The following is a 22,711-nucleotide window of genomic DNA, read 5'->3' as shown; positions in this document are numbered from 1 at the left end:
GCTAGGCTGGAGGCGTGAGCAACGAGATTGAGATTGGTCGCGGCAAGCGCGGGCGCAGGGCGTATTCCTTCGACGATGTGGCGATCGTGCCTTCGCGCCGCACGCGCGATCCCCAGAACGTGTCCCTGGCGTGGCAGATTGACGCGTTCCGTTTTGACGTCCCCGTGATCGCCGCACCCATGGACTCGGTGATGTCGCCGGCCACCGCCATCGCGCTGGGCAAGATGGGCGGGCTCGGGGTGCTCGACCTTGAGGGACTGTGGACGCGCTACGAGGACCCGACGTCGTTGCTGGCCGAGATTGCGTCCTTGCCCTCCGAGGCCGCGACGGCTCGCATGCAAGAGATCTATCGCGAGCCCATCAAGGCCGAGTTCATTGCGGCGCGGCTGGGTGAGATGCGCGAGGCGGGCGTGACCGTGGCGGGGGCGCTTTCGCCCCACAACACTCAAGAGCACTACTCCGCAGTGCTGAGCGCGGGCGTGGACCTGTTCGTCATTCGCGGCACGACCGTGTCCGCCGAACACGTGTCTGCCGACGGGGAGCCGCTCAACCTCAAGAAGTTCATCTACGAGCTGGACGTTCCCGTCATCGTGGGCGGCGCGGCGACCTATCAGGCGGCCCTGCACCTCATGCGCACTGGCGCGGCGGGGGTGCTGGTCGGCTTCGGCGGCGGCGCGGCCCACACCACACGCACGTCGCTAGGCATTCACGCGCCGATGGCCACGGCGGTCGCCGACGTTGCTGCGGCCAGGCGGGACTACCTGGACGAGTCCGGCGGCCGCTACGTGCACGTCATCGCCGACGGCGGGCTGGGCCGCTCTGGCGACATGGTCAAGGCCATTGCGTGCGGCGCGGACGCGTTCATGCTGGGCGCCGCGCTGGCGCGTGCAGAGGAGGCGCCAGGGCGCGGATTCCACTGGGGGTCAGAGGCACACCACCCCGAGCTCCCGCGCGGTGAACGCGTACACGTGGGTTCAGTCGGAACGCTCGACGAGATCATGTTCGGCCCCGGCGCGCGTGCCGACGGCACCACCAACATCATGGGCGCGCTGCGTCGGTCGATGGCGACCACTGGCTATTCGGATCTCAAGGAGTTCCAGCGGGTCGACGTGGTGGTCAGCCCGTACCAGGCGGGCTAGGCATCGCCAGGCGACTGGGGCCCCACCGCGGTGTCTTCCCCTCCTGATCAAGTTGACTCGCGCTCTCGCGGCGGCTGTACTTTCACCATGGATGACCCTGCGAGTCCCCTGCTGCTCTTGCCACCTTGGCCGTCGCTGGAGGTATCCCGATGACCGAGCAGATGTGGGCGAGTGTGGGGATCGTGCTGTTGTTCATCCTCATCGGTGGGCTCTTCGCTGGAACGGAGCTCGCGCTCGTGTCCTTGCGCGAGAGCCAACTCGATCAGTTGGCCAAGCGCGGCAAGCGAGGCGCCCACGTGGCGCGGGTGGCGCGCGATCCCAATCGATTCCTTGCGGCCGTACAGATCGGTGTCACTGTCGCAGGCTTCATCTCCGCCGCGTATGGCGCCTCGACGTTGGCCCCCGCTCTTGCTCCGTCGTTGGAGACGGCTGGGCTTGGTCACGAAGCCGCCCTGACGGTGGCGACGATCCTGCTGACGCTCGTGGTGGCGTACCTCTCGCTCGTGTTGGCGGAACTCGTACCAAAACGCTTCGCGTTGCAGCGCGCGCAGGGCCTTGCCATGGCCGTGACTCCAGCCCTCGACCGCTTTGCAACCGCCATGCGACCGGTCATCTGGCTGTTGTCGGTGTCAACTGACGCGGTGGTGCGCCTATTGGGCGGGGACCCGAAGGTCAGGGCCGAGTCGATGTCCGGTGAGGAGCTGAGGGGTCTCGTGGATTCCCATGAAGGGCTTCCCGACGACGCGCGACGTATCGTGAGCGACGTTCTGGGCGTTAGTGAGCGCATGATGGCCGAGGTGTTGCGCCACCGCGCAGACGTCGAGTTTGTCGATGCGCGGACGCCCGCCGCCGAGGTGAGCGCGCGAGTGGCGACGCTGCCCTACTCGCGCTATCCCGTCATCGCCGACACCATGGACGATGTGGTCGGCTTCCTCCACGTGAGGGACCTGCTCACTGCCGCACCGCAGCAGCCAGCGGGCGCCCTCGCGAGGCCAATTCTTTACGTCCCTTCGACCGCGTTCGTCATGCCGGTACTCGCTGAGATGCGTGCGGGCAGACACCACATCGCGGTAGTGGTCGACGAGCACGGAGGCACCGATGGCATCGTGACCTTCGAGGACCTCCTCGAGGAGTTGGTGGGTGAGATCGCCGACGAGTACGACCCTCCGCCACCCGCGCACCTCGAGGCCGACGGTGACACGCTGGACGCGGGGCTCACCATCGAGGACTTCGCGGAGCGCACTGGCGTCTCGCTTCCCGATGGTCCCTATGAAACCGTTGCCGGCTTCATGATCGCCAGGCTCGGGCGGCTGGCGCGGGTCGGTGACGAGGTGATCGTCGAGAGCCGTGGCGAGTACGAGGGCGAGCATGAGGGCGAGGACGAGCGCCCGCTCACGTCCGTGGTGATCACGGTGTCCGAGGTCGATGGGCGGCGGATACGCCTGGTAAGGGTGGCCAACGCGCGCGAGGTCGAGCCCGACAGTCGTTAGGTCATCGATGCGTGTGGCGCGCGTGCGAGGCGTCGGCGTCTTCCTCTGCCAGGGTCGCGTTGACTGCTGCCCCAGCCATCGTGCCCGCGCCCATCGACATGGGGACGTTCGCGTGAGGGGTGACCACGTTGCCAGCGGCCCAGATGCGGGGGTGCGAGGTCTTGCCCGTTTGGTCGATCGTGAGGAAGGAACCTGAAGGGGACTCGTCTCGTTCCAGGTCAAGACCGGCCAGCATCGCGTCGTGAGGGGACACGGTTCCGCCCGCGAAGAGCGCGTCGAGCGGCACGCGCTCCCCGGCGCTGGTCGTGGCGTACTCCAAGACGCGCGCTGGGCCTTCCAAGGAGGTCAGGCCCGCGTCGATCACCGTGATCTCCCTAGCCTCGAGGCGGGCGCGGGTGGATGCGTCGAGGGCGCTCGCGTTGGACGCGAAGACGGCGACCCGGTCGCTGAGCTGGCGGAGGAGGAATGGCAGGTGTGCCTGGAGGGGCGATGTGATCAGCACGCCGAGGCGTTGGTCGCGCACCTCCCACCCGTGGCAGTAGGGGCAGTGAAGGACGGTATGTCCCCAACGTTCGGCGAGCCCATTGATGTGGGGGAGTTGGTCCCGTGCTCCGGTGGCGAGCACGAGCGCGCGGGTGGAGAGCGCGGCGCCTTCCAGGATCACCTCGAGTCCGTGCGCGGCGCCCGTCACCTCGTGGGCCGCCGCCAACTGGTACTCGACCCCATGGGAGGCGATCTCGGCGCGGCCGCGTTCGAGCAGAGTCGCCGGGTCGACGCCCTCGTTGCCCAACACGCCGTGCATGTGGGAGGCGAAGCGGTTGCGGGGTCGGGCGGCGTCGAGCACAAGCGTGCTCCTACGGGAGCGGCCGAGCATGAGCGCGGCGGAGAGCCCAGCTGGACCTCCGCCAAGGACGATGGCGTCGTACACGTGGCGAGGGGACATGCCAGTAGGCTGTAGTCCGACATGCCGCTGTGGCAAGGGAACTTGCGGAAATGGCAAGGAGTGGTGATGGGGAGCGTCGCCTCGCACGTGGGCCCCCGGCTCAGGGCCCTGCGCCACGCGCGCGGCTTGACCCTCGAGGAGTTGGCCGCGCGTGCTCAGTTGTCGCCCAGCACGCTGTCGCGTCTCGAATCCGGCAAACGCCAGGCGACTCTCGAATTGCTGCTCCCGCTGACACGACAACTGGGGGTACGCATCGACGACCTCTTGCCCGAGGCGGATGTCGACCCTAGGGTGCGCAGGCCCGTCATCAAGCGAGACGGGCTCGTGATCGCGCCGCTCTCCCCCGAGGGCTCCGCGCTCGCGACCTACAGGATCACCTACCCTCCCGCAGGCGAGGAGCCGTCACTCAAGGTGCACGAGGGTCATCAGTGGCTCTACGTGCTGAGCGGCCGCTTGCGGCTGAGGCTGGGCGAGCAGGAGTTTGTGCTCGCCGAGGGAGAGGCCGCCGAGTTCGACACCGGCACCCCGCACGCCATCACGTCGGCAGGAAGGCGCCCCGTGCAGGCGCTCGCGATCTTCGGCGTGGATGGCGCACGGGTCCACACCCACGTGGCAACCGACCCCGAGCGCAACGGAATCTAGTCGAACTACGGGCGCGGGCGGGAAGAGCCGTGAAACGCCGAAGCCCCGGGTCGCTGCACCACCCGGGGCCCCGTCGCGTAGGAAGGGAAAGAAACCTACTCGTTGTCACCGCCAGTAGCGGCAACAGCGTCAACATCATCATCAACCACACCAGCGGCATCTGGCCAGACCCAATTCGCGACCTCGGGCTGGTCCTCGCCGTACTCGCGGGCGTAGCGGCGGGCCTCGAGGCGCATGTCGAACAGCTTCTGACGCAGCGAGGCGGCACGGGTGCCCAGGCCGGGGACACGGTCGATGACGTCCATGACCAGGTGGTAGCGGTCGATGTCGTTCATCATGGCCATGTCGAACGGCGTGGTGGTGGTGCCCTCCTCCTTGAAGCCGCGCACGTGCAGGTTGTCGTGCCCGCTGCGGCGGTAGGTGAGCCGGTGGATGAGCCACGGATAGCCGTGGTAGTTGAAGATGATCGGCTTGTCGGTGGTGAACAGCTGGTCGAAGTCCCTGTCGGGCATCCCGTGCGGGTGCTCCTTTTCCGGCTGCAACCGCATCAGGTCCACCACGTTGATCATCCGCACCTTGAGCTCGGGCAGTTCACGCCGGATGATGTCGATCGCGGCGAGCACCTCAAGCGTGGGCACGTCGCCTGCGGCGGCCATGACCACGTCGGGCTCTTCGCCCAGCGGCACGTTGGACGCGAAGTCCCAGATGCCAATACCGCGGGTGCAGTGGTCGATCGCCTGGTCCATGGTGAGCCACGACGCCTGCGGCTGCTTGCCGGCGACCACCACGTTGACGTAGTCGCGTGAACGCAGGCAGTGGTCGTAGGTGGACAGCAGGGTGTTGGCGTCCGGCGGCAAGTACACCCTCACCACCTCGGCCTTCTTGTTGACCACGTGGTCGATGAAGCCGGGGTCTTGGTGGCTGAAGCCGTTGTGGTCTTGGCGCCACACGTGGCTGGACAGCAGGTAGTTGAGCGACGCCACGGGGCGGCGCCACGGCAGTTCGCTCGACACCTTGAGCCACTTGGCGTGCTGGTTGAACATCGAGTCAATGATGTGGATGAACGCCTCGTAGGACGTGAACACGCCGTGGCGGCCGGTGAGCAGGTAGCCCTCGAGCCAGCCCTGGCATTGGTGCTCCGACAGCACCTCCATGACGCGGCCCTCGTGGCCCATGTTCTCGTCGTCGAATTCACTGCGCGCGTTCCACACCTTGTTGGTGACGTCCAGCACGGCCTGAATCCGGTTGGACGCGAGCTCGTCTGGCGCGAAGATGCGGAAGTTGTCGGGGTTGGCTTCCATGACGCCCTTGAAGTACCCGCCGAGCACGCGTGTGGCCTCGGCCATTCCTGCTCCTGGCGTGGGCACGTCGACCGCGTACTTGCGGAAGTCCGGCAGGCGCAGGTCCTGCAGCAGGATGCCGCCGTTGGCTTGGGGCGCGGCCGACATGCGCAGGTCGCCCTTGGGTGCCAGGGAGGTGACCTCCTTGAGCGGTGCGCCCGCCTCGTCGAACAGCTCTTCTGGCCGGTAGGACTTCATCCAGTCCTCGAGGACGTGCAGGTGCTCCTCGGTGTCCCGCGCGCTCGACAGCGGCACCTGATGTGCACGCCATGAGCCCTCGGTGATCTTGCCGTCGATCTTGGGCGGGCAGGTCCAACCCTTGGGGGTGCGCATCACAATCATGGGCCACATGGGACGCTCCATGTCGGGGTTGCGCTGGGCCTCCGCCTTGATCTCGGCGATCTCGTCCATCACGGTGTCGAGCACCTCGGCAAAGCGGGCGTGGAACGACTCGGGTGATTCGTCGTCAAAGCCGCCGACGAACACGTGGGGCTTGTGGCCGTAGCCGCGCATCAGTTGGTCGAGTTCCTCGTCCGAGATGCGGGCCAGCACCGTGGGATTGGCGATCTTGTAGCCGTTGAGGTGCAGGATCGGCAGCACCACGCCGTCGGTGGCGGGGTTGATGAACTTGTTGGAGTGCCACGACGTCGCGAGCGGTCCCGTCTCGGCCTCGCCATCACCGACGACTGCGGCGACCAGCAGGTCCGGGTTGTCGAAGGCCGCTCCGTACGCGTGGCTCAGCGCGTAGCCGAGCTCGCCACCCTCGTGGATAGAGCCGGGCGTCTCGGGAGCCACGTGCGACGGGATGCCGCCGGGGAACGAGAATTGCTTGAACATGCGCGCCAAGCCTTCCTCGTCGTAGGAGATGTCCGGGTACGTGGTGGTGTAGGTCCCATCGAGGAAGCTGCACGCGACCAGGCCGGGCCCGCCGTGACCTGGGCCGATGATGTACATGGTGGGTTGCTTGCGCGCCTTGATCATGCGATTGAGGTGCGCGTAGATGAAGTTGAGGCCAGGGGTAGTTCCCCAGTGACCCACCAGGCGGGCCTTCACGTGATCGCGGTGCAGTGGCTCGCGGAGCAGGGGGTTGTCGAGCAGGTATATCTGGCCGACGCTCATGTAGTTGGTGGCCCGCCACCAACGGTCGATTCCCGAGATTTCGTCTGACGTCGCAGATTCTGTGGAGCGAGGAGCCCAGGGGTGGGGCGACACGGCGTTCTCCCTTCGTGTGGGGTCCTTTCAGCATCCCACGGCAGGGGCATCGCCGTCAGGTAGTAGGTCCCTGAGCAGGGCCCACGGTGTAAGCGACAGTGTGGGTGGGAAGCCGATGTGCACCGGTGGCGCACCGTGTCATACATTGAAACTGGCCTCCCACGACACCAGCAAAGGAGCACGCGTGAGCGCACTCGAGATCGACGGCCTCTCCAAGTACTACGGGCAGTTGCGAGCGTTGAACGAGGTCTCTTTCGACGTGCCGGCCGGGGAGATCTTTGGTTTTGTGGGCTCCAACGGGGCTGGCAAGACCACTGCGATGCGCATCATCCTGGGCGTGCTCAGGGCCGATGCGGGTGCGGTCAGGTGGCAGGGCGCTCCGGTGGATGCTGACGTGCGCAGGCGCATCGGCTACATGCCAGAGGAGCGTGGCCTCTACCCCCGCATGAAGGTGGGCGACCAGTTGATCTATCTGGCCCGCCTGCACGGGCTCAGCCGCGAACGCGCCACCGCCGCGATGGAGCGATGGACAGAGGTGCTGGGAGTCGCTGAACGCCGCAGAGATGAGGTCGAGAAGTTGTCGCTTGGAAATCAGCAGCGCGTGCAGCTCGCCTCCGCGCTGGTGCACGAGCCTGACATCCTGGTGCTCGACGAGCCGTTCTCTGGTCTGGATCCTGTCGCCGTTGACGTGATGAGTGAGGTGCTGCGCTCTCAGGCCGACCGCGGCGTTCCGGTGATCTTCTCTTCCCATCAGCTCGAGCTGGTGGAGCGTCTCAGTGACCGAGTGGGAATCGTGTCGCGCGGCACCATGGTCGCGTCTGGCGCGATCGACGACTTGCGCGCGACGCCGACGAGCCGGTGGAGCCTCGCGCTTGCGCGGATGAGTGAGGCTCCCGTCGCGCCGCCAGGCGTGACCATCACCGAGGCGGGCCCTGCCCGCTGGATCGTCGAGGCCGCATCGGCTGATGCCGCCCACGCCGTGCTCGCAGCGGCCGTCCAACAGGGCACGGTGACCGAGTTCTCTCCCTTGCGCCCCACGCTGACCGATCTGTTCCGCGACGTGGTGAATGCCCCTCAGGAGGTGGCGTCAGCATGATGTGGTTGATTGCCAAGCGAGAGTTCCGCGCCCGCGCCCTGGCCAAGGCAAGCCTCATCTCGACGGGGGTCATCATCGTGGTCGTCGTAGCAGCGGCCCTGATCCTCAAGCCGTTCATCGTGGACCGTGACAGCGAGCCGGACCTCCTGCACGTCGACTCCGCGACCGCGGGCGCGTTGGTGCCCTACCTGGAGACCGCCGCGGAGGCCCAGGATGTTGACGCCGTGTTCGAGCAGGTTGACGCACCAGCGGAGCCAGCGCTCGCGGACGGCGTCGCGGGTCTGATCGTGGGCCCCATCGAGTCCCCAGAACTGTTCGTCGACGGCGGCAACGACGCCCTCACCTCCGTGCTCACCGCAGCCACGCAGGCCGCCGTGCTCGACTCGCAGATCACCGGCCTTGGCGGCGACCCCGCGGCAGTGTCTGCGGCGCTCGCACAGGCAATGCCGACGGTGACAGACCTGGGGGAGGGGGGTGGCGACGGCGACGGATTTGACTCGGGAGAGTTCTTCGCGGGTTTCGTCGTGATCCTCGTGTTGTTCTTCGTGCTCGTCCAGAGCTCATCGGTCATCATGATGGGGGTGGTGGAGGAGAAGTCCTCACGGGTGGTCGAGATCCTCCTCGCGACCGTCCGGCCATCGACTCTTCTGGGCGGCAAGATCATGGGTGTTGCCCTCTACACGCTCGTGCAGGCTGCGGGAATGGTGCTGCCGCTGCTGTTCGCTGTGTGGCACCTGGAGTTCTTGGGAGCCCTCGAGGTCGGCGTGGGCCAGTTGCTCGTGAACTTCGGCGTGTGGTTCGTGCTGGGCTTCGCGCTATTCACGGTGCTGTTCGGCGGACTCGCCGCGCTCGTGTCGCGCCAGGAGGACATCGGCTCGGTGTCGACGCCCATGATGCTGCTCATGATGGTGCCGCTGTATCTCGCGATCTACCTGGTGCCGAGCAGCCCCGATGGCACCGTGACCACCGTGCTCACCCAGGTGCCGTTCTTCGCACCGTTTCTGGTCCCCATGCGCTCCGCGTTCGGCGCGATCACCACCGCCGAGACCCTGCTGGCCGTCGCGCTGTGCCTGATCGCCATCCCCCTGCTCACATGGCTGGCGGGGCGCGTATACGCAGGGGCGGTGCTCAACACGGGTGGACGGGTCAAGCTGAAGGACGCGCTGCGCCGGTCCTAGTGCCCCAGCTCTTCTGACAATTCGAGCCACCGCTCCTCGAGCTGCGCGGCCTCGGCGTCGAGCACTGGCAGCCGCGCGGCGAGCGCGGCCAGGCCCGGGTAGTCGGTCGGGTCGTGGCTCGTCATCTTCGCATTCAGTTCCGCCTTCTGCTGAAGCACCTTCTTGAGCCGACGTTCTACGGCCGCCACTTCCTTCTGAGTCGCCCGCAGATCGGCGCCACCGAGGCCCTCGCCCGAGGCGGACGACGCCGGTGACGCGGCGGGAGACCCGACCCCTGCGTCGGCCGCGTCAGGACCGAACGTGCCCACCCCGCCGCCTGACCTGGCCATGTTCTGCGCCAACGAGATGTACTCGTCCACGCCGCCTGGCAGGTGTCTCAGGCCGCCGTCCATGACCGCGTACTGCTGGTCGGTGACGCGTTCCATGAGGTAGCGGTCGTGACTGACCACAATGAGGGTCCCCGGCCACGAATCGAGAAGATCCTCGAGCGCGGCAAGCATGTCGGTGTCGAGGTCGTTGGTGGGCTCGTCCAACACCAACACGTTGGGCTGGCTGAGCAACACCACGAGGATTTGCAGACGCCGACGCTGGCCACCAGACAGCGCGCTCACCTGGGTCTTGAGTTGGGCGGGATTGAAGCCGACCCGCTCCAGCAACTGGCCGGGGGTCAGTTCTGTGCCGTCCGCGAGCTTGACGGAGGTGTACTGCTTGAGGACGGTCGCGACTCGCTGGCCCGCCCACTCGTCGAGTTCCACCAAGTGCTGCGACAGCGCGGCGACCTTCACCGTCATTCCGCGCTTCACGTGCCCCTGCGTGGCCTCGAGTTCACCCGTGATGAGCTTCAGCAGTGTCGACTTGCCCGCGCCATTGGGGCCAAGGATGCCGGTGCGCTCGCCAGGACCAATGAGCCACGTGACGTCGCGCAGCACCTCTCGCGGCGGTGGTCCAGGATAGGTGACGTGCGCGCTGACGAGGCTCACCACCTCCTTGCCAAGGCGCGACGCTGCCATGCGCTGCAGCTTGATGGGGTCGCGCACCTCTGGAACGTCGGCGATGAGTTCGTTTGCTGCGTCGATGCGGAACTTGGGCTTGGTGGTGCGTGCGGGTGCGCCCCGGCGCAGCCATGCCAGTTCCTTGCGCAACAGGTTCTGCCGACGCTGCTCCGTGACGGCCGTGATCCGGTTCCGCTCCACGCGCTGCAGCACGTATGCGGCGTAGCCGCCCTCGTATTGCTCGACGCCCGCGTCGACCACCTCCCACGTGTGGGTGGTCACCTCGTCGAGGAACCATCTGTCGTGAGTGACGACCAGGAGCGCCCCTCGGTTCGCCGCCCACCGACGCTTCACGTGCGAGGCCAGCCACGCCACTCCGTCGATGTCCAAGTGGTTGGTCGGCTCGTCCAGCACCAGCACGTCGTCGTCAGCCACCAAGGTGCGAGCCAAGGCCACGCGACGACGCTGGCCACCAGAAAGCGAGCCCACCTCGGCGTCGGCCTCAAGGTCAGCGACCAGGCCGGACATGATGTCGCGCACGCGCGGGTCGCCTGCCCACTCGTGGGTGGCCGCATCGCCGACGATCGCGTCTAGTACGGTAGCGCCAGGCGTGAAGGCGTCGCCTTGGTCGACGACGCCGACGCGCACTCCCGTCGCGCGGGTCACTCGGCCGGTGTGGGCAGGGCTGATGCCAGCCAGTACGGAGACGAGCGTGGACTTGCCAGCGCCGTTGGCGCCCACGACGCCGATGCGGTCGCCCTCATCGAGCCCCAGCGTCACGCCGTCGAGGACTGGCCCGGTGCCGAAATCGACGCCGAGACCCTCTGCGCCGATCAGATGTGCCACCCGCCAAGGGTAGACGGCCATCCGGGTCGCTCTCGACCGCTGAGGGTAACGGTGCGCGGGCGCGGGGTGGGGACGCGGATAGCCTGAGCAAATGCGATGCGACGTGGTGAGGTTCGTGGCGTTCGAGGACCTGGGCGTGTGGGAGGACGAGCTGACCGCGCACGGCTTCGCGGTGCGCTACCTCGATGTAGGGATTGACGACGTCGGCCCGGCAGCAAGCGCCGACCTTGCGGTGGTGCTGGGTGCCCCGATCGACGCGGACGACGACGCCCGCTACCCGTACCTCGCCGATGTGCGTGAGGTCCTGGCCACCCGTGCGGCGTCTGGTGTGCCCACCATCGGCATCTGCCTGGGTGCGCAGCTCATGGCGATGGTGCTCGGAGGGGCTGTTGAACGCGGTCAGCGCGAACTCGGTTGGTCACGGCTGGAGCCGACCGCGGCGGCGGCGAGCACCCCGTGGGCCCCGCTTGCCTCCGCGCCCGTCTTGCACTGGCACGCGGACGCGATTCGACTCCCGCAGGGAGCGACGAGTCTTGCCTCCACCCCCGCCACCCGCCACCAGGCCTTTGTGTACGGCAGACAGGTGGGATTCCAGTGCCATCCAGAGGCGGACCCTGAGGCGATCGAGCGGTGGCTCATCGGGCACACGGCCGACCTGACGGCGTGGGGCATCGACGTGCACGGCCTCCGCGCTCAAGCCCGCGAGTGGGGAGATGAGGCGGTGGCAGCGAGCATCCGCTCGCTGCGCGCGTGGCTCGACGCTAGTGGTTTCGCGTGACCGGGATCTCGTCGGTGCCGGCTGGCACGTGGTGGTCCCGTCTCCATGCGGGGGAGGTACGTATCACCACGGCTGGCCACAGCGGGGCACTCATGAGGATGCGGGCTGCAGCGTCCGCCTTGATGCCCGCTACCTCATCGAAGACGTCTTCGAGCATCCCGGCGAGGTGACGATGCATGGCGTGGTCGTCCTCTTCTCCGTCGAGGTCGATGGTGTACGTGGCGTAGCCTGCCGCGCGCATGAGGTCTTCGCGGGCCATCGCGTCGTCCTGTGACTCGGGCGCCTCCAGCGGAACGTGGATGATCGCGAGTGCCACGCCGTCTCGCAAGGGATCCACCAGTGATGCGCGGTGCAGGTCAAAGAAGTCCGGGTCGTCGAACTCCGCCTCGGAAGCGAGCGCCACGGCGAGGGTTCCCTCCTCGCGCTTGACCATGGCGATGGCGTGGCCGAGAGCCGAATCCGGGTCCGAATGCGCGACTCGCAACCGCTGGGGCCCGTAGGGGTCATCGCGGACAATGGAGCTCATCGGGGTGGTTCCGTGGTCCTCGACCGCAATGCCGCAAGGCTTCTTGCACACAAAGGTGGGTTGGTGGCGACGCTTGTGCGCGGCGCGATCAACGTGGACCAGCACCAAGGAGTGGAGTGGACTTCCGCGCCAGCGGCACAGCGCCGCCTGGCCGCGAGACTCACGAACTTGGCGCCACCACGCATCCATCTCGCGAATCACGATGTCTGCAGGCTCTCTGCCAGCGTGCGTGACCCAACTGGAGATGGGGGCGTTCATATGCGGGGTCTCCTTCTGCTCGAGCGCGCCACCGATGTGTCGGCCTTGTGGACTGCACCCTAGCGCCTAGCGGAGGCTCGCGCGCAGCTCCACCAAGGGCCATAGCGGTGGCAGGCTGAGGACTCTGGCCTCTGCGTCGGCTTTGATCTGCACAATCTCGTCAAGGACATCTTCCATCAAGAGCGCGAGTCGGGTGTGGTCTTCAAGGGAGAAGTCCTCCCAGTCGCATTCGAACGTGTAGCTGGTGAAGCCGGAGGCGCGCACCACAGCCTCTCTGTCCTCCGCCTCCTCTGCGGAATGCCCGGAAGGCACGATCATGAAGGGAATGACGACGCCGCTGTCACGCGGGCTGAGCAGCCGAGAGTTGTGGAGGTGGAACAGGTCCGCGTCCATGAACTCTGCCTCGGTGAACACGGGGACGAGCACGGTGCGCTCAATGCCAGACGCCCGAGCGATCGCCTCCGCGAGGGTGGACGTCCCGCCGGTGTGTTCGACCTGCAACTCCTCCGGGCCGAACTCGTCGTGGTTGATCACGTCGCACATGGGCCTCAGCCCGTGCGCCGCGAGTGCGTGGAGGCCGCAGGTCTGCGAAGACAAGAAGGTGGGACGTTGGCGGCGCTTGTGGAGCGCCCTGTCGGTGTGGGCGACGATGGCGGCGAAGACAGCGTCTGCCAAGAAGGGGCAAGAGCCTGGTGTCGCGCCAGCGAGCCTGACCGAGTCGTCGATCCACTCGTGGAGCGCATGAATCATTGCGGCGTTGGGCTCACGCGATGCGTGTGCCACCCAACTTGATGTGGTCGCCATGATGTCCTCTCGCGTCCCTCATTGCCGCGTGCTTTCGAAGGTGAAGCCCGCTTGCGTTTTCGTTCTCCCCATCGGCCGAAAGCGGCTGGTGGTGAGGAACTTTCGCCAAGAACGCGCGGAGAGTCGTCCCCGTGTATGGAGGCGCGTGCCGTCCAGGTCCCTAAGACACTGCGGCGATCGATTGGAGGGCGATCTCGCGCTCCTCGTTCGTCGGAACCACCCACACTTCGATGGGGGATTCGTCGGCGCTGATGAGCGTCGCCTGCTTCTTGCGCCCGGCGTTGCGCTCTGGATCGATGATGATGCCCAACTCGCTCAGCCCCACGAGTGACTGGAGTCGAACGATGTCGTCATTCTCGCCCACGCCTGCGGTGAACACGATCGCGTCCAGGTGCCCGAGCTGAGCGTAGTACTGACCCACGTAGCCCCGAATGCGCCTGCAGTAGATCTCGAGCGCCAACTGAGCGTCGTGCGAGCCGTCATCTGCGGCCTGTTCGACGTCGCGCATGTCGCTGTATCCGGTGAGACCGAGCATCCCAGACTGGCTGTTGAAGAGGTGGTCGATCTCGTCGATAGACATTCCAGCGGAGCGCCTCAGGTGGAAGACGACCGCGGGGTCGATGTCGCCTGTGCGGGAGCCCATGACAAGCCCGGCAAGGGGGGTCATGCCCATCGATGTGTCGATAGCGCGCCCTGCCCGCATGGCACACACGGACGCACCGTTGCCCAGGTGGAGGGCAATCATGTTGATCTCATTGGGCCGCTTGCCCATGACCCTGGGGGCCTCGTGCGAAATGTACGCGTAGCTGGTGCCGTGGAAGCCGTACTTGCGAATCGAGTGCTCTTTGGCGATGTTCTTGTCGATCGCGTAGGTGTATGCCGCCTCCGACATCGTCTGGAAGAACGCCGTGTCGAAGATGGCGACGTGGGGGATGTCTGGGAAGGCTTTGCGCGCGGCACTGATGCCGGCGACGTGCCCGGGGTTGTGCAGCGGCGCGAGGTTCGACAGCAGAGCGATCCGGCGCTCCACGTCGTCGTCGATGATGGTAGGGGCGGAAAACTCCTCGCCTCCTTGGACGACGCGGTGGCCGACCGCCGTGATCTTGGTGAGATCAACGCCAGAGTCAGAATCTCCGAGGCGTTCAATGACCTCGCGAATGGCAAGGGCGTGGTCGGTGACTCGCTCGACGATTCCAGAAGCCAAGGGTGCGTCAACGGTGGTGTCGACCACTTGGTACTTGACGGAACTCGAGCCACAGTTGAGGACCAGAGCCATTCCGATGTAGTTCACAGCCACGTGTTCATCCCTCCGCCGCGCGGTCCGCGGTCAATTGCTGCGCCTGGATGGCCGTGATGGCCACCGTGTTGACGATGTCTTGAACGAGCGCACCGCGGCTGAGGTCGTTCACGGGCTTGCGAAGTCCTTGCAGGACGGGGCCCACGGCGACGGCGCCCGCGCTACGCTGCACGGCCTTGTAGGTGTTATTGCCGGTGTTGAGATCGGGGAAGATCAGCACGGTGGCACGTCCCGCGACGAGGGAGTTGGGCGCCTTCGACTTGGCGACGGAAGGTTCGACTGCGGCGTCGTACTGGATGGGCCCGTCGACGAGTAGATCCGGACGACGCTCGCGCACCAAGCGGGTCGCTTCGCGCACCTTGTCCACGTCCGAACCGGTACCGGACTCGCCAGTGGAGTACGACAGCATCGCGACCTTGGGCTCAATGTTGAACTGCCTCGCCGTCTCTGCGGACGAGATGGCGATGTCGGCGAGTTGTTCGGCCGTGGGGTCTGGATTCACTGCGCAGTCGCCGTAGACCAGCACGCGATCGGCCAGGCACATGAGGAAGACAGACGAGACGACCGATACGCCCGGCAGTGTCTTGATGATCTGGAATGAGGGAACGATGGTGTGCGCGGTCGTGTGAGCGGCTCCGGACACCATGCCGTCTGCCAGCCCGAGATGGACCATCATGGTGCCGAAGTAACTGACATCCTGGACCCGGTCGCGCGCAGCCTCTTGAGTCATTCCCTTGTGCTTGCGCAACTCGTAGTAGTCGGCGGCAAAGCGATCGACATACTCGGGATCGCTAGGCGAGATGAGTTGCGCCTCAGACAGGTCGATGCCCAGCTCTCCCGCGCGGGTAGTGATCGCTGCCGGGTCACCCAAGATCGTGAGGTCGACGACGTTGCGGGTGAGCAAGGTGCCAGCGGCGCGCAGGATGCGGTCATCCTCGCCTTCCGGGAGCACGATACGCCGAAGGTCGGTGCGGGCCCTGTCGAGCAACGCGTACTCGAACATCAAAGGCGTGACCACGTCGGTACCTGCGAGATTGAGCCGATCAAGTAGTTGCGCGCCATCGACGGTGCTCTCAAACATGTTGAGCGCCATGTCGACCTTGAGCACGGATTCCCGAGACAAACGGCCGCGCGTGTTCCAGCATCGTTGCGCCGTAGCGAACGTGCCCAAGTCGGTGGCGATGATGGGGAGCGTGGGGCCCAGCCCGTCAATCAGGCGCTGGACAGAGGGGGGCGGGCGGAAGCCGCCGTTGACCACGATGCCTGCAAGGGCGGGGAAGCCAGAGGCCGAGTGCGCGGTCAGCGCAGCCAGCAAGGTATCGGCCCTGTCGCCAGGGGCGATGATGAGGGCACCCTCCTCTAGACGGTCGAGCAGGTGCTCCACCGTCATGGCGGCAATCGAGATGGTGCGCACCTCGCGAGAGAGGAGAGCTTCGTCTCCCGCAATCATCTCCCCGTCGATCGCGTCGCACAGGGCGCGAAGCGTCGGCGCGTACAGCAGTGGCTCTTCTGGGAGCGCGGCAACCCCAATGTCTTCTGGGAGCGCAGCCTTGATGGCCTCGAGGTCCACCGGGTCACACCGGTTGGCGAACGCCGCAACCACCTTCGCGTGGTTCTCGTCCATCTGTACGCGAGCTTGCGCAATCATCTCGGCGATGTCGGACGGTGACCGGTCAGCGCCGCGCACCACGAGCGCTACCGGCGCGCCCAGGTTCGCCGCGACCTTCGCATTCAGTTCGAATTCTGCGGGTGCTGCAACGTCGGTGTAGTCCGTGCCGACGATCACCACGACGTCACACTTGCGTGCCACCTCGTGATACCGGGTCACAATGCGCGACAGTGCCGCGTCGGGGTCGGCGTGGATGTCCTCGTACGTGACGCCGACGCATTCGTCGTAGTCGAGGTCAACGCCGTCGTGCCCCAGCAGCAATCGCAGCACGTAGTCTGACCCGGTCGAGACGCGTGCCACGGGCCTGAAGATTCCCACCTTGGTGACGGTGCGCGCGAGTAGCGCTGTGATGCCGAGGGCGATCGTCGACTTTCCCGTATCGCCCTCTACCGATGCAATGTAGATGCTGCGTGTCACGCCTCAAGCATTCCACGTCTTGACCGGGACCTTGTGACCGGGTACGTGTGGAGTCGCAAGACCATCGTCACCAGCGGGTCCCTGGCACTACCGTGAGCCGCTAACGCAGTGGTGAGGGGAATCCGTGTCGGGAGCTGAGGGACAGGCGAGACGATGGCGAACCCGCGCCAGCGTTTCCCTGGTGCGCATGGCCGACGCCCGCACTGGTTCCCGCCAGAGTGAGGCCGCGCAGGCGCGGTGGACCGCGCATGACTTTGCGCTGTTCTCTGCTGTGCTTGCTAGCGGTTACCTGGTGTTTTTCGCGGTGTATGACGAGTTGTGGCTCCGGTCGCTTGTCGTGGTGACGTCCGTGGCCATCGTGGCTCACCTTCTGGCCGTGGCGTGCGCGCGCCGGGGTTACCAGCTGGCGACCGTGCTCGTGAGTCTCGTGACCGCCATCAGCCAGATCATCTTGGGGGTCTCGGTGCTGGGGTGGGAAGCTGGCCTCCACCTGTATCTCATCGCCACCGGGGTGCTCGTGTTTGTGGCGTTCACTGACCGCCAGGCGGCATGGCGCTGGTTCTTCATCGTGCTTGCAGGATCCGCCTTCATCGTGTGCCAGACGGCTGTCGAACCGTCGCACGGCAGTCTTGTCCCGGCGGGAGTGCGCGCGACACTGTTCTCCTTCAATGCGGTATTGACGGCCCTGCTCGTCTTTGCGCTGGCCGCGCTGTCGCACTATCGGGCGCTTCAGGCCCGTTCCGAATCCGCGAGGCTTGCCGCGCGCGCCGAGTACTTGGCCAACACGGATGCGCTCACGGGGTTGTCGAACAGACGCCCCGTCGTCGAGCTTCTCGATGAGGTCAGCGCTCCAGGCAACGATGGATACTCGGTGGCGATCGCCGACATCGACCGCTTCAAGAGCCTCAACGACACCCACGGCCACCAGTGCGGGGACACCGTTCTTGCACGCCTGTCAGACGTGTTGAAGAGTCGCCTACGCGCAGCCGACACCGTTGGTCGTTGGGGAGGAGATGAGTTCATCGTGGTGTTGCCGCGCACGACCCTTGAACACGCGGTCAGGCTCATGGATCGGTTGCGGGTATCCGTCGAGAGCCAGCAAGTCCCGTGCCGCGACCACACGCATGCGGTGACCGTCTCGATCGGTGTTGCCGACGGCATCGGCGACGCGCGGCCGCACCACGTGGTGAAGCGCGCCGACGATGCGCTCTACGATGCGAAGACAGAGGGTCGCAACGCCGTGCGCTCGCGGCCTTTCGAGTCCAGCAACCCTGATGCGTCTGTCAAGGAGTTTCCCAGTGCTGACCGTCCCGAGCGGGCCTAGCAGCCCCCCACGCTCCGCGGCCACGCCGGGGTGGTTAGCGATCGGTACTGCGGCGCTGCTCGGCGTTTCCGCGCTCGCCGTTGGCGCGCTACTCGGGACGTGGCAGTGGGACCGGGCGCACCAACAGGCGTCCGCCATCGAGGCCGACCCGCCCGCGCCGTTGGCCGACGTGATGCGACCCGCGGAGTCGGGGCGAGGCGAGGGCCGTCTTGTGGAGGTGGAGGGGATGTGGGTCGAGGCAGACGTCGCGCTCGTCGCTGGCAAGGAGATTGACGGCGCGGATGCTGTGCTGCTTGTCATGCCTCTCGAGGTGCCAGCCACCGCAACCGGCACCGGCAGTGCCGCTACGTTGCCGGTGCTGCGCGGATGGAGGCCTGCGAACGACGTGACCGATGTGCCCCGCTCCGGCGTCAGTGCGGCCGTATCTGGCTATGTGAGAGGGGGAGAGGGCTCAGCGCCCACGCCCGACCGTCAACCGATCGATGGTGCGGTGTGGGTGGGATCCATGGCAACGGGCGTGCTCGCTCAAGAATGGCCGAGCCCGATGTATACGTACCTGGTGGTGTCCGACACCCCTGCGCCTGGCTGGAACGCGATGCCCCCGCCGCCCGACCGCAGCCGCCTTGATGTGCGTTCGCTGACGTACGCGGCAGAGTGGTGGATCTTCGGGGTCTTCGGCGCGCTCCTGGCGGCGCGGTACATCAGGGACAATGTTCAGGCATCGCACACCAAGGAGGAATCATGACAGCGGAGCCACTCGACGGCCGTCTCGCTCGGTACAGAGTCATGGCGATCATCACAGGAACCTTCCTGGTGATCGTGTTCCTCGGGTTGCTGCGCTACCTTCCTGCGGTGACCGCTCCTGAGTGGCTCGACACGGCATTCGGCGTGGTCGCCCAACTCCACGGCTTCATCTACATCGTGTACCTCATCGTGAGCTTCATGCTGTGGTCCAAGACGTCGTGGAAGATGTCGAGACTGTTCGTCATGGCGCTCGGCGGCGTCGTGCCGTTGCTGTCGTTCTATCTGGAACGCCGGGTGACCCGCGACGTCGCCGCTAGCCTTAGCCAGTGACTACCGCGCATCGTCCCGTCCTCGTCGTCGACTGTGGCGCCCAATACGCGCAACTGATCGCGCGCCGCGTACGCGAGGCAAACCTGTATTCAGAGATCGTCCCCCACGCCATGAGCGCGGCCGACATGCTCGCGAAGGATCCGGCGGCCATCATCCTGTCGGGGGGCCCCTCGTCCGTGTACGAGGAGGGTGCGCCCGCCGTCGATCCCTCGATCTACGACGCTGGCGTGCCGGTGTTGGGGATTTGCTACGGCTTTCAACTGATGGCGCAGGCGCTCGGGGGAATGGTCGCGAAGACAGGTCTGCGCGAGTACGGTCGCACCGTCGCAGCCGTGTCCGACGCGGGCACGACGCTCTCTGGTAGCCCTCCAGAGCAGACCGTGTGGATGAGTCACGGCGACTCCGTGCAGCAGGCTCCCCCTGGCTTCACCGTGCTGGCCTCGACGGAGGGTGCCCCCGTCGCGGCGTTCGAAGACACCGGCAGGCGCCTCGCTGGAGTGCAGTGGCACCCAGAGGTGAGGCACTCGCCGCTAGGCCAGGCCGCGCTGGAGAACTTCCTGTACCGCGTCGCTGGCCTCACTCCAGACTGGACCAGTTCCAGCGTGATCGACGAGCAGGTGGAGCGCATTCGCGCCCAGGTGGGGTCTGGGCACGTGATCTGCGGGCTGTCAGGGGGCGTCGACTCCGCCGTGGCCGCGGCAATCGTTCAGAAGGCCGTGGGCGACCAGTTGACGTGCGTATTCGTTGACCACGGGCTGCTGCGCGAGGGAGAGGCTGAGCAGGTCGAGCGCGACTTTGTAGCGGCGACCGGTGTGCGGCTGGTGGTCGCAGACGAGCGCGACCGCTTCCTCGACGCCCTCGCGGGAGTCATCGACCCAGAGGCGAAGCGCAAGATCATCGGCCGCGAATTCATCCGCGCCTTCGAGGCCGAGGCGCGCGCGTTGGTGCATGACGCGGGCCTTGGAGAAGAGGTGCGCTTCCTGGTGCAGGGCACGCTCTACCCCGACGTGGTCGAGTCAGGCGGCGGAGAAGGCGCGGCAAACATCAAGAGCCACCACAACGTTGGTGGATTGCCGGACGATCTCAAATTCGACTTGGTGGAACCGCTGCGCGCGCTGTTCAAGGACGAGGTGCGCGCGGTGGGTGCGGAACTCGGTCTTCCAGAAGAGATCGTGTGGCGCCAGCCGTTCCCTGGCCCTGGGCTTGGCATCCGGATCATCGGAGAGGTCACCGGCCCCCGGCTTGAGATCCTGCGAGCGGCCGATGCCATCGCGCGCGAGGAGTTGTCGAAGGCTGGCCTCGATCGCGACATCTGGCAATGCCCCGTGGTGCTGTTGGCCGACGTACGGTCCGTGGGAGTGCAGGGAGACGGCAGGACCTACGGCCACCCCGTCGTGCTGCGGCCGGTGTCGTCAGAGGACGCCATGACGGCCGACTGGACCCGGCTGCCCTACGACGTGCTCGCGCACATCTCCAACCGCATCACCAACGAGGTGGCCGAGGTCAACCGCGTGGTGCTCGACGTCACGAGCAAGCCGCCAGGCACGATCGAGTGGGAGTGACAGGGTCGCTGGTCTGCTCGAGCTCTGAAGGCCGCTCGTTGTTGCGCACGCCCGCCATGACGGCGGTGAGCAGCAACCACGCTCCGACCGCTCCGAGCCCGACGATCCATACCAGTTCGACATCGATGCTCTTGCCGGACAACACGGCGATCGTGACCGCGCCGATGGCCGTGATGATGGCCCCGACAATCATGGACGTCAGGCGTTGCACTGGGCGACGGCGCATCATGATGAAACCTCCGTGATGACGATGGTGTTGGCGTATTCGTCGTCGTAGACAATCATGGTCACGGCGGGCCCCACGTTGTTGGCAAGCGTGAGGTGCTGCCCCCCGGCGCCCCAAAAGTCACACGTGAGTTGGCGATCGGGCCACACGACGTGTGCCTGAGCATCACCCTGTCCGACGAGGTGGAGATCGGTGCCCTCCGGGATCGTCACGTAGGTCACGTGAGTGACCACATCGACCGAGGTGTCCTCTTCCAGTGAGGTGAAAGACAGGCGGGCGGTGCTCGACGGATCGGCGGGCACTGCCGGCTCTTGGCGACAATCGCCGTTGAGGATGACTTCGCTGTACTCCTGAGCGAACTCCGCAGTGGCGTCGTATGCATCGATACGTTCGAGATCACGGTCGAAGTCGATGTCGAAGGTCAGCAGCCCTCCGTCCTCGGCATACGTGTCGCGCAAGGCGTCGGCCTCCGCGGCGATCACCGGCAGCGGGAGTGCTAGGACGATCGTCATGAACCCGAGGAACCCCAGCTTGCGGCCCGCGAGGCTGACGGCCATGAGTAGCACGCCTAGGCCCGTCACCATCAACACGAACCACGCGGCGGCGGGGTGGACTGCGAGCTGATCTTCGCGTTCCAACGTGATGGCGATGGCGCCCGAAAGGACGATCCACGCGAGCGCGGTGAGGTAGAAGCCCTTGCCTGGCCCGGGAACTCGTGGTTGTGGAAGGGGTGCCGGCGGGACAGGCTGGTAGGCCGCCGGCCGGGCGGGGGCAGAGTGGGGAGGCTGCGCCGACGCCGTGCGGGGTGGCATCGCGGCGTACACGGGCCCCGTCGTGTCGTCCTGGTTCGAGTCGGTTGCGGGTGGCGTCGTGGCGCTCGGCTGGTCCGATGCTTGCTGTGCACCGTTCGCAGGAGCCGGTTGCGGGGTAGCCCCGGCGACTGGCTGGGATGGAGGGGTGTTCTGTGACTTCTTGGCCATCGCGATGATGAACCACACCAGGCCTCCCACAAAGGCGAGGGGCACCAGGATGCCAGCAATGATGCTCATGACCGTCCAGGGCGTGGGATCAGAGAAGGAGAACTTCGCCGACCCGCCGAAAGGCCCGGACCCGTCGAGCCCACTCATACCGAGCAGGGTGAACACGCCGATGCCGATGAGGGCGCCGACGTTGGGGACGCCGCGGCCGAAGTTTTGGAAGATGATGTTGCCGCGCCGGTCGGGTAGCAAGCCCCACGCAGCGCCGTAGGCAAGCAGCACGAGGCCATTGAGCACAATGGCGGCAACGACCACGATGATGCGGGCGGGGACGGTTGCCATCCCCACGCGCTGCGCTGCACCGTCGACGACGCCCCCCAAGAAGCCGTTGTCGCCGCGAGTCAGCCCCCAGTCGCGAATGGCGCGAAAGAAGCCCGCCTCGCGGGGCTGTTGCTCGGATGGGGTGGTCATGAGGTCCTCCTGTAGTCGTGCCTCCATGCTCCCGGTCCGAGCACGTGTCGCGCTATGAGGGAAGCCCCTGATTTCTCCCCTGATCTCTTGCGGTGTGCGAAGGGCAGGGGATCGGCCGTATGGGGGAGGCCGCAGCGGGGGGCCGTGTGTGACGATAGCGACGTGAGCCACACGACGAGGATCGCGCGTCCGCTACACCGCGAGGCGCAGCCAGCGTCATGGTGGCGCGCCCTGCTTGGCCTGCTCATGCTCACGTTCGCCGGGGGCCTCATGGCGCGGCGGTACGGAACCGATGACTTGGCTCCGTGGGCCTTGCCAGCCATCGTCTTCATTGCGGCACTCGTGCTCGTGTGGAGCCCCCTCGACGGTGCGGTGCAATCGGACCCGCGCCGCCCCGACGTCGTCAGCCTGTTCTCGCGCGACGCATGGGCGCGCGTGGTCGTCGGCGTA

19 protein-coding genes and 1 pseudogene are annotated in these 22,711 nt (G+C 66.3%); 11 read left to right on the top strand and 9 right to left on the bottom strand.

All coding sequences use genetic code 11. The features are described 5' to 3' along the window. Positions 1–14: 14 nt before the first annotated feature. Complete coding sequence (locus QZZ33_RS03495) at positions 15–1,139, top strand: GuaB3 family IMP dehydrogenase-related protein (RefSeq protein ID WP_291378231.1); 1,125 nt, start codon at positions 15–17, stop codon at positions 1,137–1,139. Positions 1,140–1,288: 149 nt separating this feature from the next. Next, positions 1,289–2,629, top strand: a complete 1,341-nt coding sequence (locus tag QZZ33_RS03490; protein WP_291378229.1) for a hemolysin family protein — start codon at positions 1,289–1,291, stop codon at positions 2,627–2,629. A gap of 1 nt (position 2,630) precedes the next feature. Here the strand turns inward: QZZ33_RS03490 and QZZ33_RS03485 are convergent, their stop codons facing one another. Continuing rightward, positions 2,631–3,572 carry an NAD(P)/FAD-dependent oxidoreductase gene (locus QZZ33_RS03485; protein ID WP_291378227.1) on the bottom strand — a complete coding sequence of 314 codons (942 nt, stop codon included), beginning with the start codon at positions 3,570–3,572 and terminating at the stop codon, positions 2,631–2,633. Positions 3,573–3,638: 66 nt separating this feature from the next. On the opposite strand from QZZ33_RS03485, the gene QZZ33_RS03480 reads away from it, so the two are divergent. Next, positions 3,639–4,214 (top strand): XRE family transcriptional regulator, encoded by a 576-nt coding sequence (locus tag QZZ33_RS03480; RefSeq protein ID WP_291378225.1) that lies wholly within the window; start codon positions 3,639–3,641, stop codon positions 4,212–4,214. A gap of 95 nt (positions 4,215–4,309) precedes the next feature. Here QZZ33_RS03480 and QZZ33_RS03475 read toward each other — a convergent pair whose 3' ends face one another. Further along, positions 4,310–6,766 carry a phosphoketolase gene (locus QZZ33_RS03475; RefSeq protein WP_291378222.1) on the bottom strand — a complete coding sequence of 819 codons (2,457 nt, stop codon included), beginning with the start codon at positions 6,764–6,766 and terminating at the stop codon, positions 4,310–4,312. A 184-nt stretch (positions 6,767–6,950) separates the two neighbouring features. Here QZZ33_RS03475 and QZZ33_RS03470 point away from each other — a divergent pair, with 184 nt between their 5' ends. Then, positions 6,951–7,862 (top strand): ATP-binding cassette domain-containing protein, encoded by a 912-nt coding sequence (locus QZZ33_RS03470; RefSeq protein WP_291378220.1) that lies wholly within the window; start codon positions 6,951–6,953, stop codon positions 7,860–7,862. Continuing rightward, positions 7,859–9,040, top strand: coding sequence for an ABC transporter permease (locus tag QZZ33_RS03465; protein WP_291378219.1), 1,182 nt, complete (start codon positions 7,859–7,861; stop codon positions 9,038–9,040). Before QZZ33_RS03470 ends, QZZ33_RS03465 begins: the two co-directional genes overlap by 4 nt. Here the strand turns inward: QZZ33_RS03465 and QZZ33_RS03460 are convergent. Next, the gene (locus QZZ33_RS03460) at positions 9,037–10,878 is read right to left on the bottom strand and encodes an ABC-F family ATP-binding cassette domain-containing protein (RefSeq protein ID WP_291378218.1); all 1,842 of its coding nucleotides are present in this window, start codon (positions 10,876–10,878) and stop codon (positions 9,037–9,039) included. The genes QZZ33_RS03465 and QZZ33_RS03460 overlap by 4 nt on opposite strands. Positions 10,879–10,969: 91 nt before the next feature. On the opposite strand from QZZ33_RS03460, the gene QZZ33_RS03455 reads away from it, so the two are divergent. Further along, a complete protein-coding gene (locus QZZ33_RS03455) occupies positions 10,970–11,656 on the top strand; it encodes a glutamine amidotransferase (protein ID WP_291378217.1) in 687 nt (228 codons plus the stop codon). Here the strand turns inward: QZZ33_RS03455 and QZZ33_RS03450 are convergent. The 4 genes from QZZ33_RS03450 to pta form a co-directional block, all read right to left on the bottom strand. Further along, positions 11,640–12,440: a hypothetical protein gene (locus QZZ33_RS03450; protein WP_291378216.1), complete on the bottom strand. Its 801-nt coding sequence runs from the start codon at positions 12,438–12,440 to the stop codon at positions 11,640–11,642. The two genes, QZZ33_RS03455 and QZZ33_RS03450, sit on opposite strands and share 17 nt — an antisense overlap. A 66-nt stretch (positions 12,441–12,506) precedes the next feature. Further along, complete coding sequence (locus QZZ33_RS03445) at positions 12,507–13,244, bottom strand: hypothetical protein (RefSeq protein WP_291378214.1); 738 nt, start codon at positions 13,242–13,244, stop codon at positions 12,507–12,509. Between the two features lie 160 nt (positions 13,245–13,404). Continuing rightward, positions 13,405–14,541 carry an acetate kinase gene (locus QZZ33_RS03440; RefSeq protein WP_366475523.1) on the bottom strand — a complete coding sequence of 379 codons (1,137 nt, stop codon included), beginning with the start codon at positions 14,539–14,541 and terminating at the stop codon, positions 13,405–13,407. A 4-nt stretch (positions 14,542–14,545) separates the two neighbouring features. Then, complete coding sequence (gene pta, locus QZZ33_RS03435; protein ID WP_291378212.1) at positions 14,546–16,627, bottom strand: phosphate acetyltransferase; 2,082 nt, start codon at positions 16,625–16,627, stop codon at positions 14,546–14,548. A 187-nt stretch (positions 16,628–16,814) separates the two neighbouring features. On the opposite strand from pta, the gene QZZ33_RS03430 reads away from it, so the two are divergent. The 4 genes from QZZ33_RS03430 to guaA are packed head-to-tail and all read left to right on the top strand — an operon-like array spanning position 16,815 to position 20,587. Beyond that, complete coding sequence (locus QZZ33_RS03430) at positions 16,815–17,951, top strand: GGDEF domain-containing protein (RefSeq protein ID WP_291378210.1); 1,137 nt, start codon at positions 16,815–16,817, stop codon at positions 17,949–17,951. After that, complete coding sequence (locus tag QZZ33_RS03425) at positions 17,926–18,696, top strand: SURF1 family cytochrome oxidase biogenesis protein (RefSeq protein WP_291378209.1); 771 nt, start codon at positions 17,926–17,928, stop codon at positions 18,694–18,696. The genes QZZ33_RS03430 and QZZ33_RS03425 overlap by 26 nt, the downstream gene beginning before the upstream one ends. After that, complete coding sequence (locus QZZ33_RS03420) at positions 18,693–19,025, top strand: DUF3817 domain-containing protein (RefSeq protein WP_291378208.1); 333 nt, start codon at positions 18,693–18,695, stop codon at positions 19,023–19,025. Before QZZ33_RS03425 ends, QZZ33_RS03420 begins: the two co-directional genes overlap by 4 nt. Beyond that, complete coding sequence (gene guaA, locus QZZ33_RS03415; protein WP_291378207.1) at positions 19,022–20,587, top strand: glutamine-hydrolyzing GMP synthase; 1,566 nt, start codon at positions 19,022–19,024, stop codon at positions 20,585–20,587. Before QZZ33_RS03420 ends, guaA begins: the two co-directional genes overlap by 4 nt. Here the strand turns inward: guaA and QZZ33_RS03410 are convergent. Together QZZ33_RS03410 and QZZ33_RS03405 are read right to left on the bottom strand one after the other, a co-directional pair. Next, the gene (locus QZZ33_RS03410; protein WP_291378205.1) at positions 20,550–20,816 is read right to left on the bottom strand and encodes a hypothetical protein; all 267 of its coding nucleotides are present in this window, start codon (positions 20,814–20,816) and stop codon (positions 20,550–20,552) included. The two genes, guaA and QZZ33_RS03410, sit on opposite strands and share 38 nt — an antisense overlap. Then, positions 20,813–22,261, bottom strand: coding sequence for a PspC domain-containing protein (locus QZZ33_RS03405; RefSeq protein ID WP_291378203.1), 1,449 nt, complete (start codon positions 22,259–22,261; stop codon positions 20,813–20,815). The genes QZZ33_RS03410 and QZZ33_RS03405 overlap by 4 nt, the downstream gene beginning before the upstream one ends. Before the next feature lie 162 nt (positions 22,262–22,423). On the opposite strand from QZZ33_RS03405, the pseudogene QZZ33_RS03400 reads away from it, so the two are divergent. After that, positions 22,424–22,711, top strand: a pseudogene (locus tag QZZ33_RS03400) (hypothetical protein); the annotation flags it as partial.

The organism is Demequina sp. (genome assembly GCF_016278775.1).
GTDB lineage: Bacteria > Actinomycetota > Actinomycetes > Actinomycetales > Demequinaceae > Demequina.
This window is presented reverse-complemented; position numbering and strand designations above follow the sequence as displayed.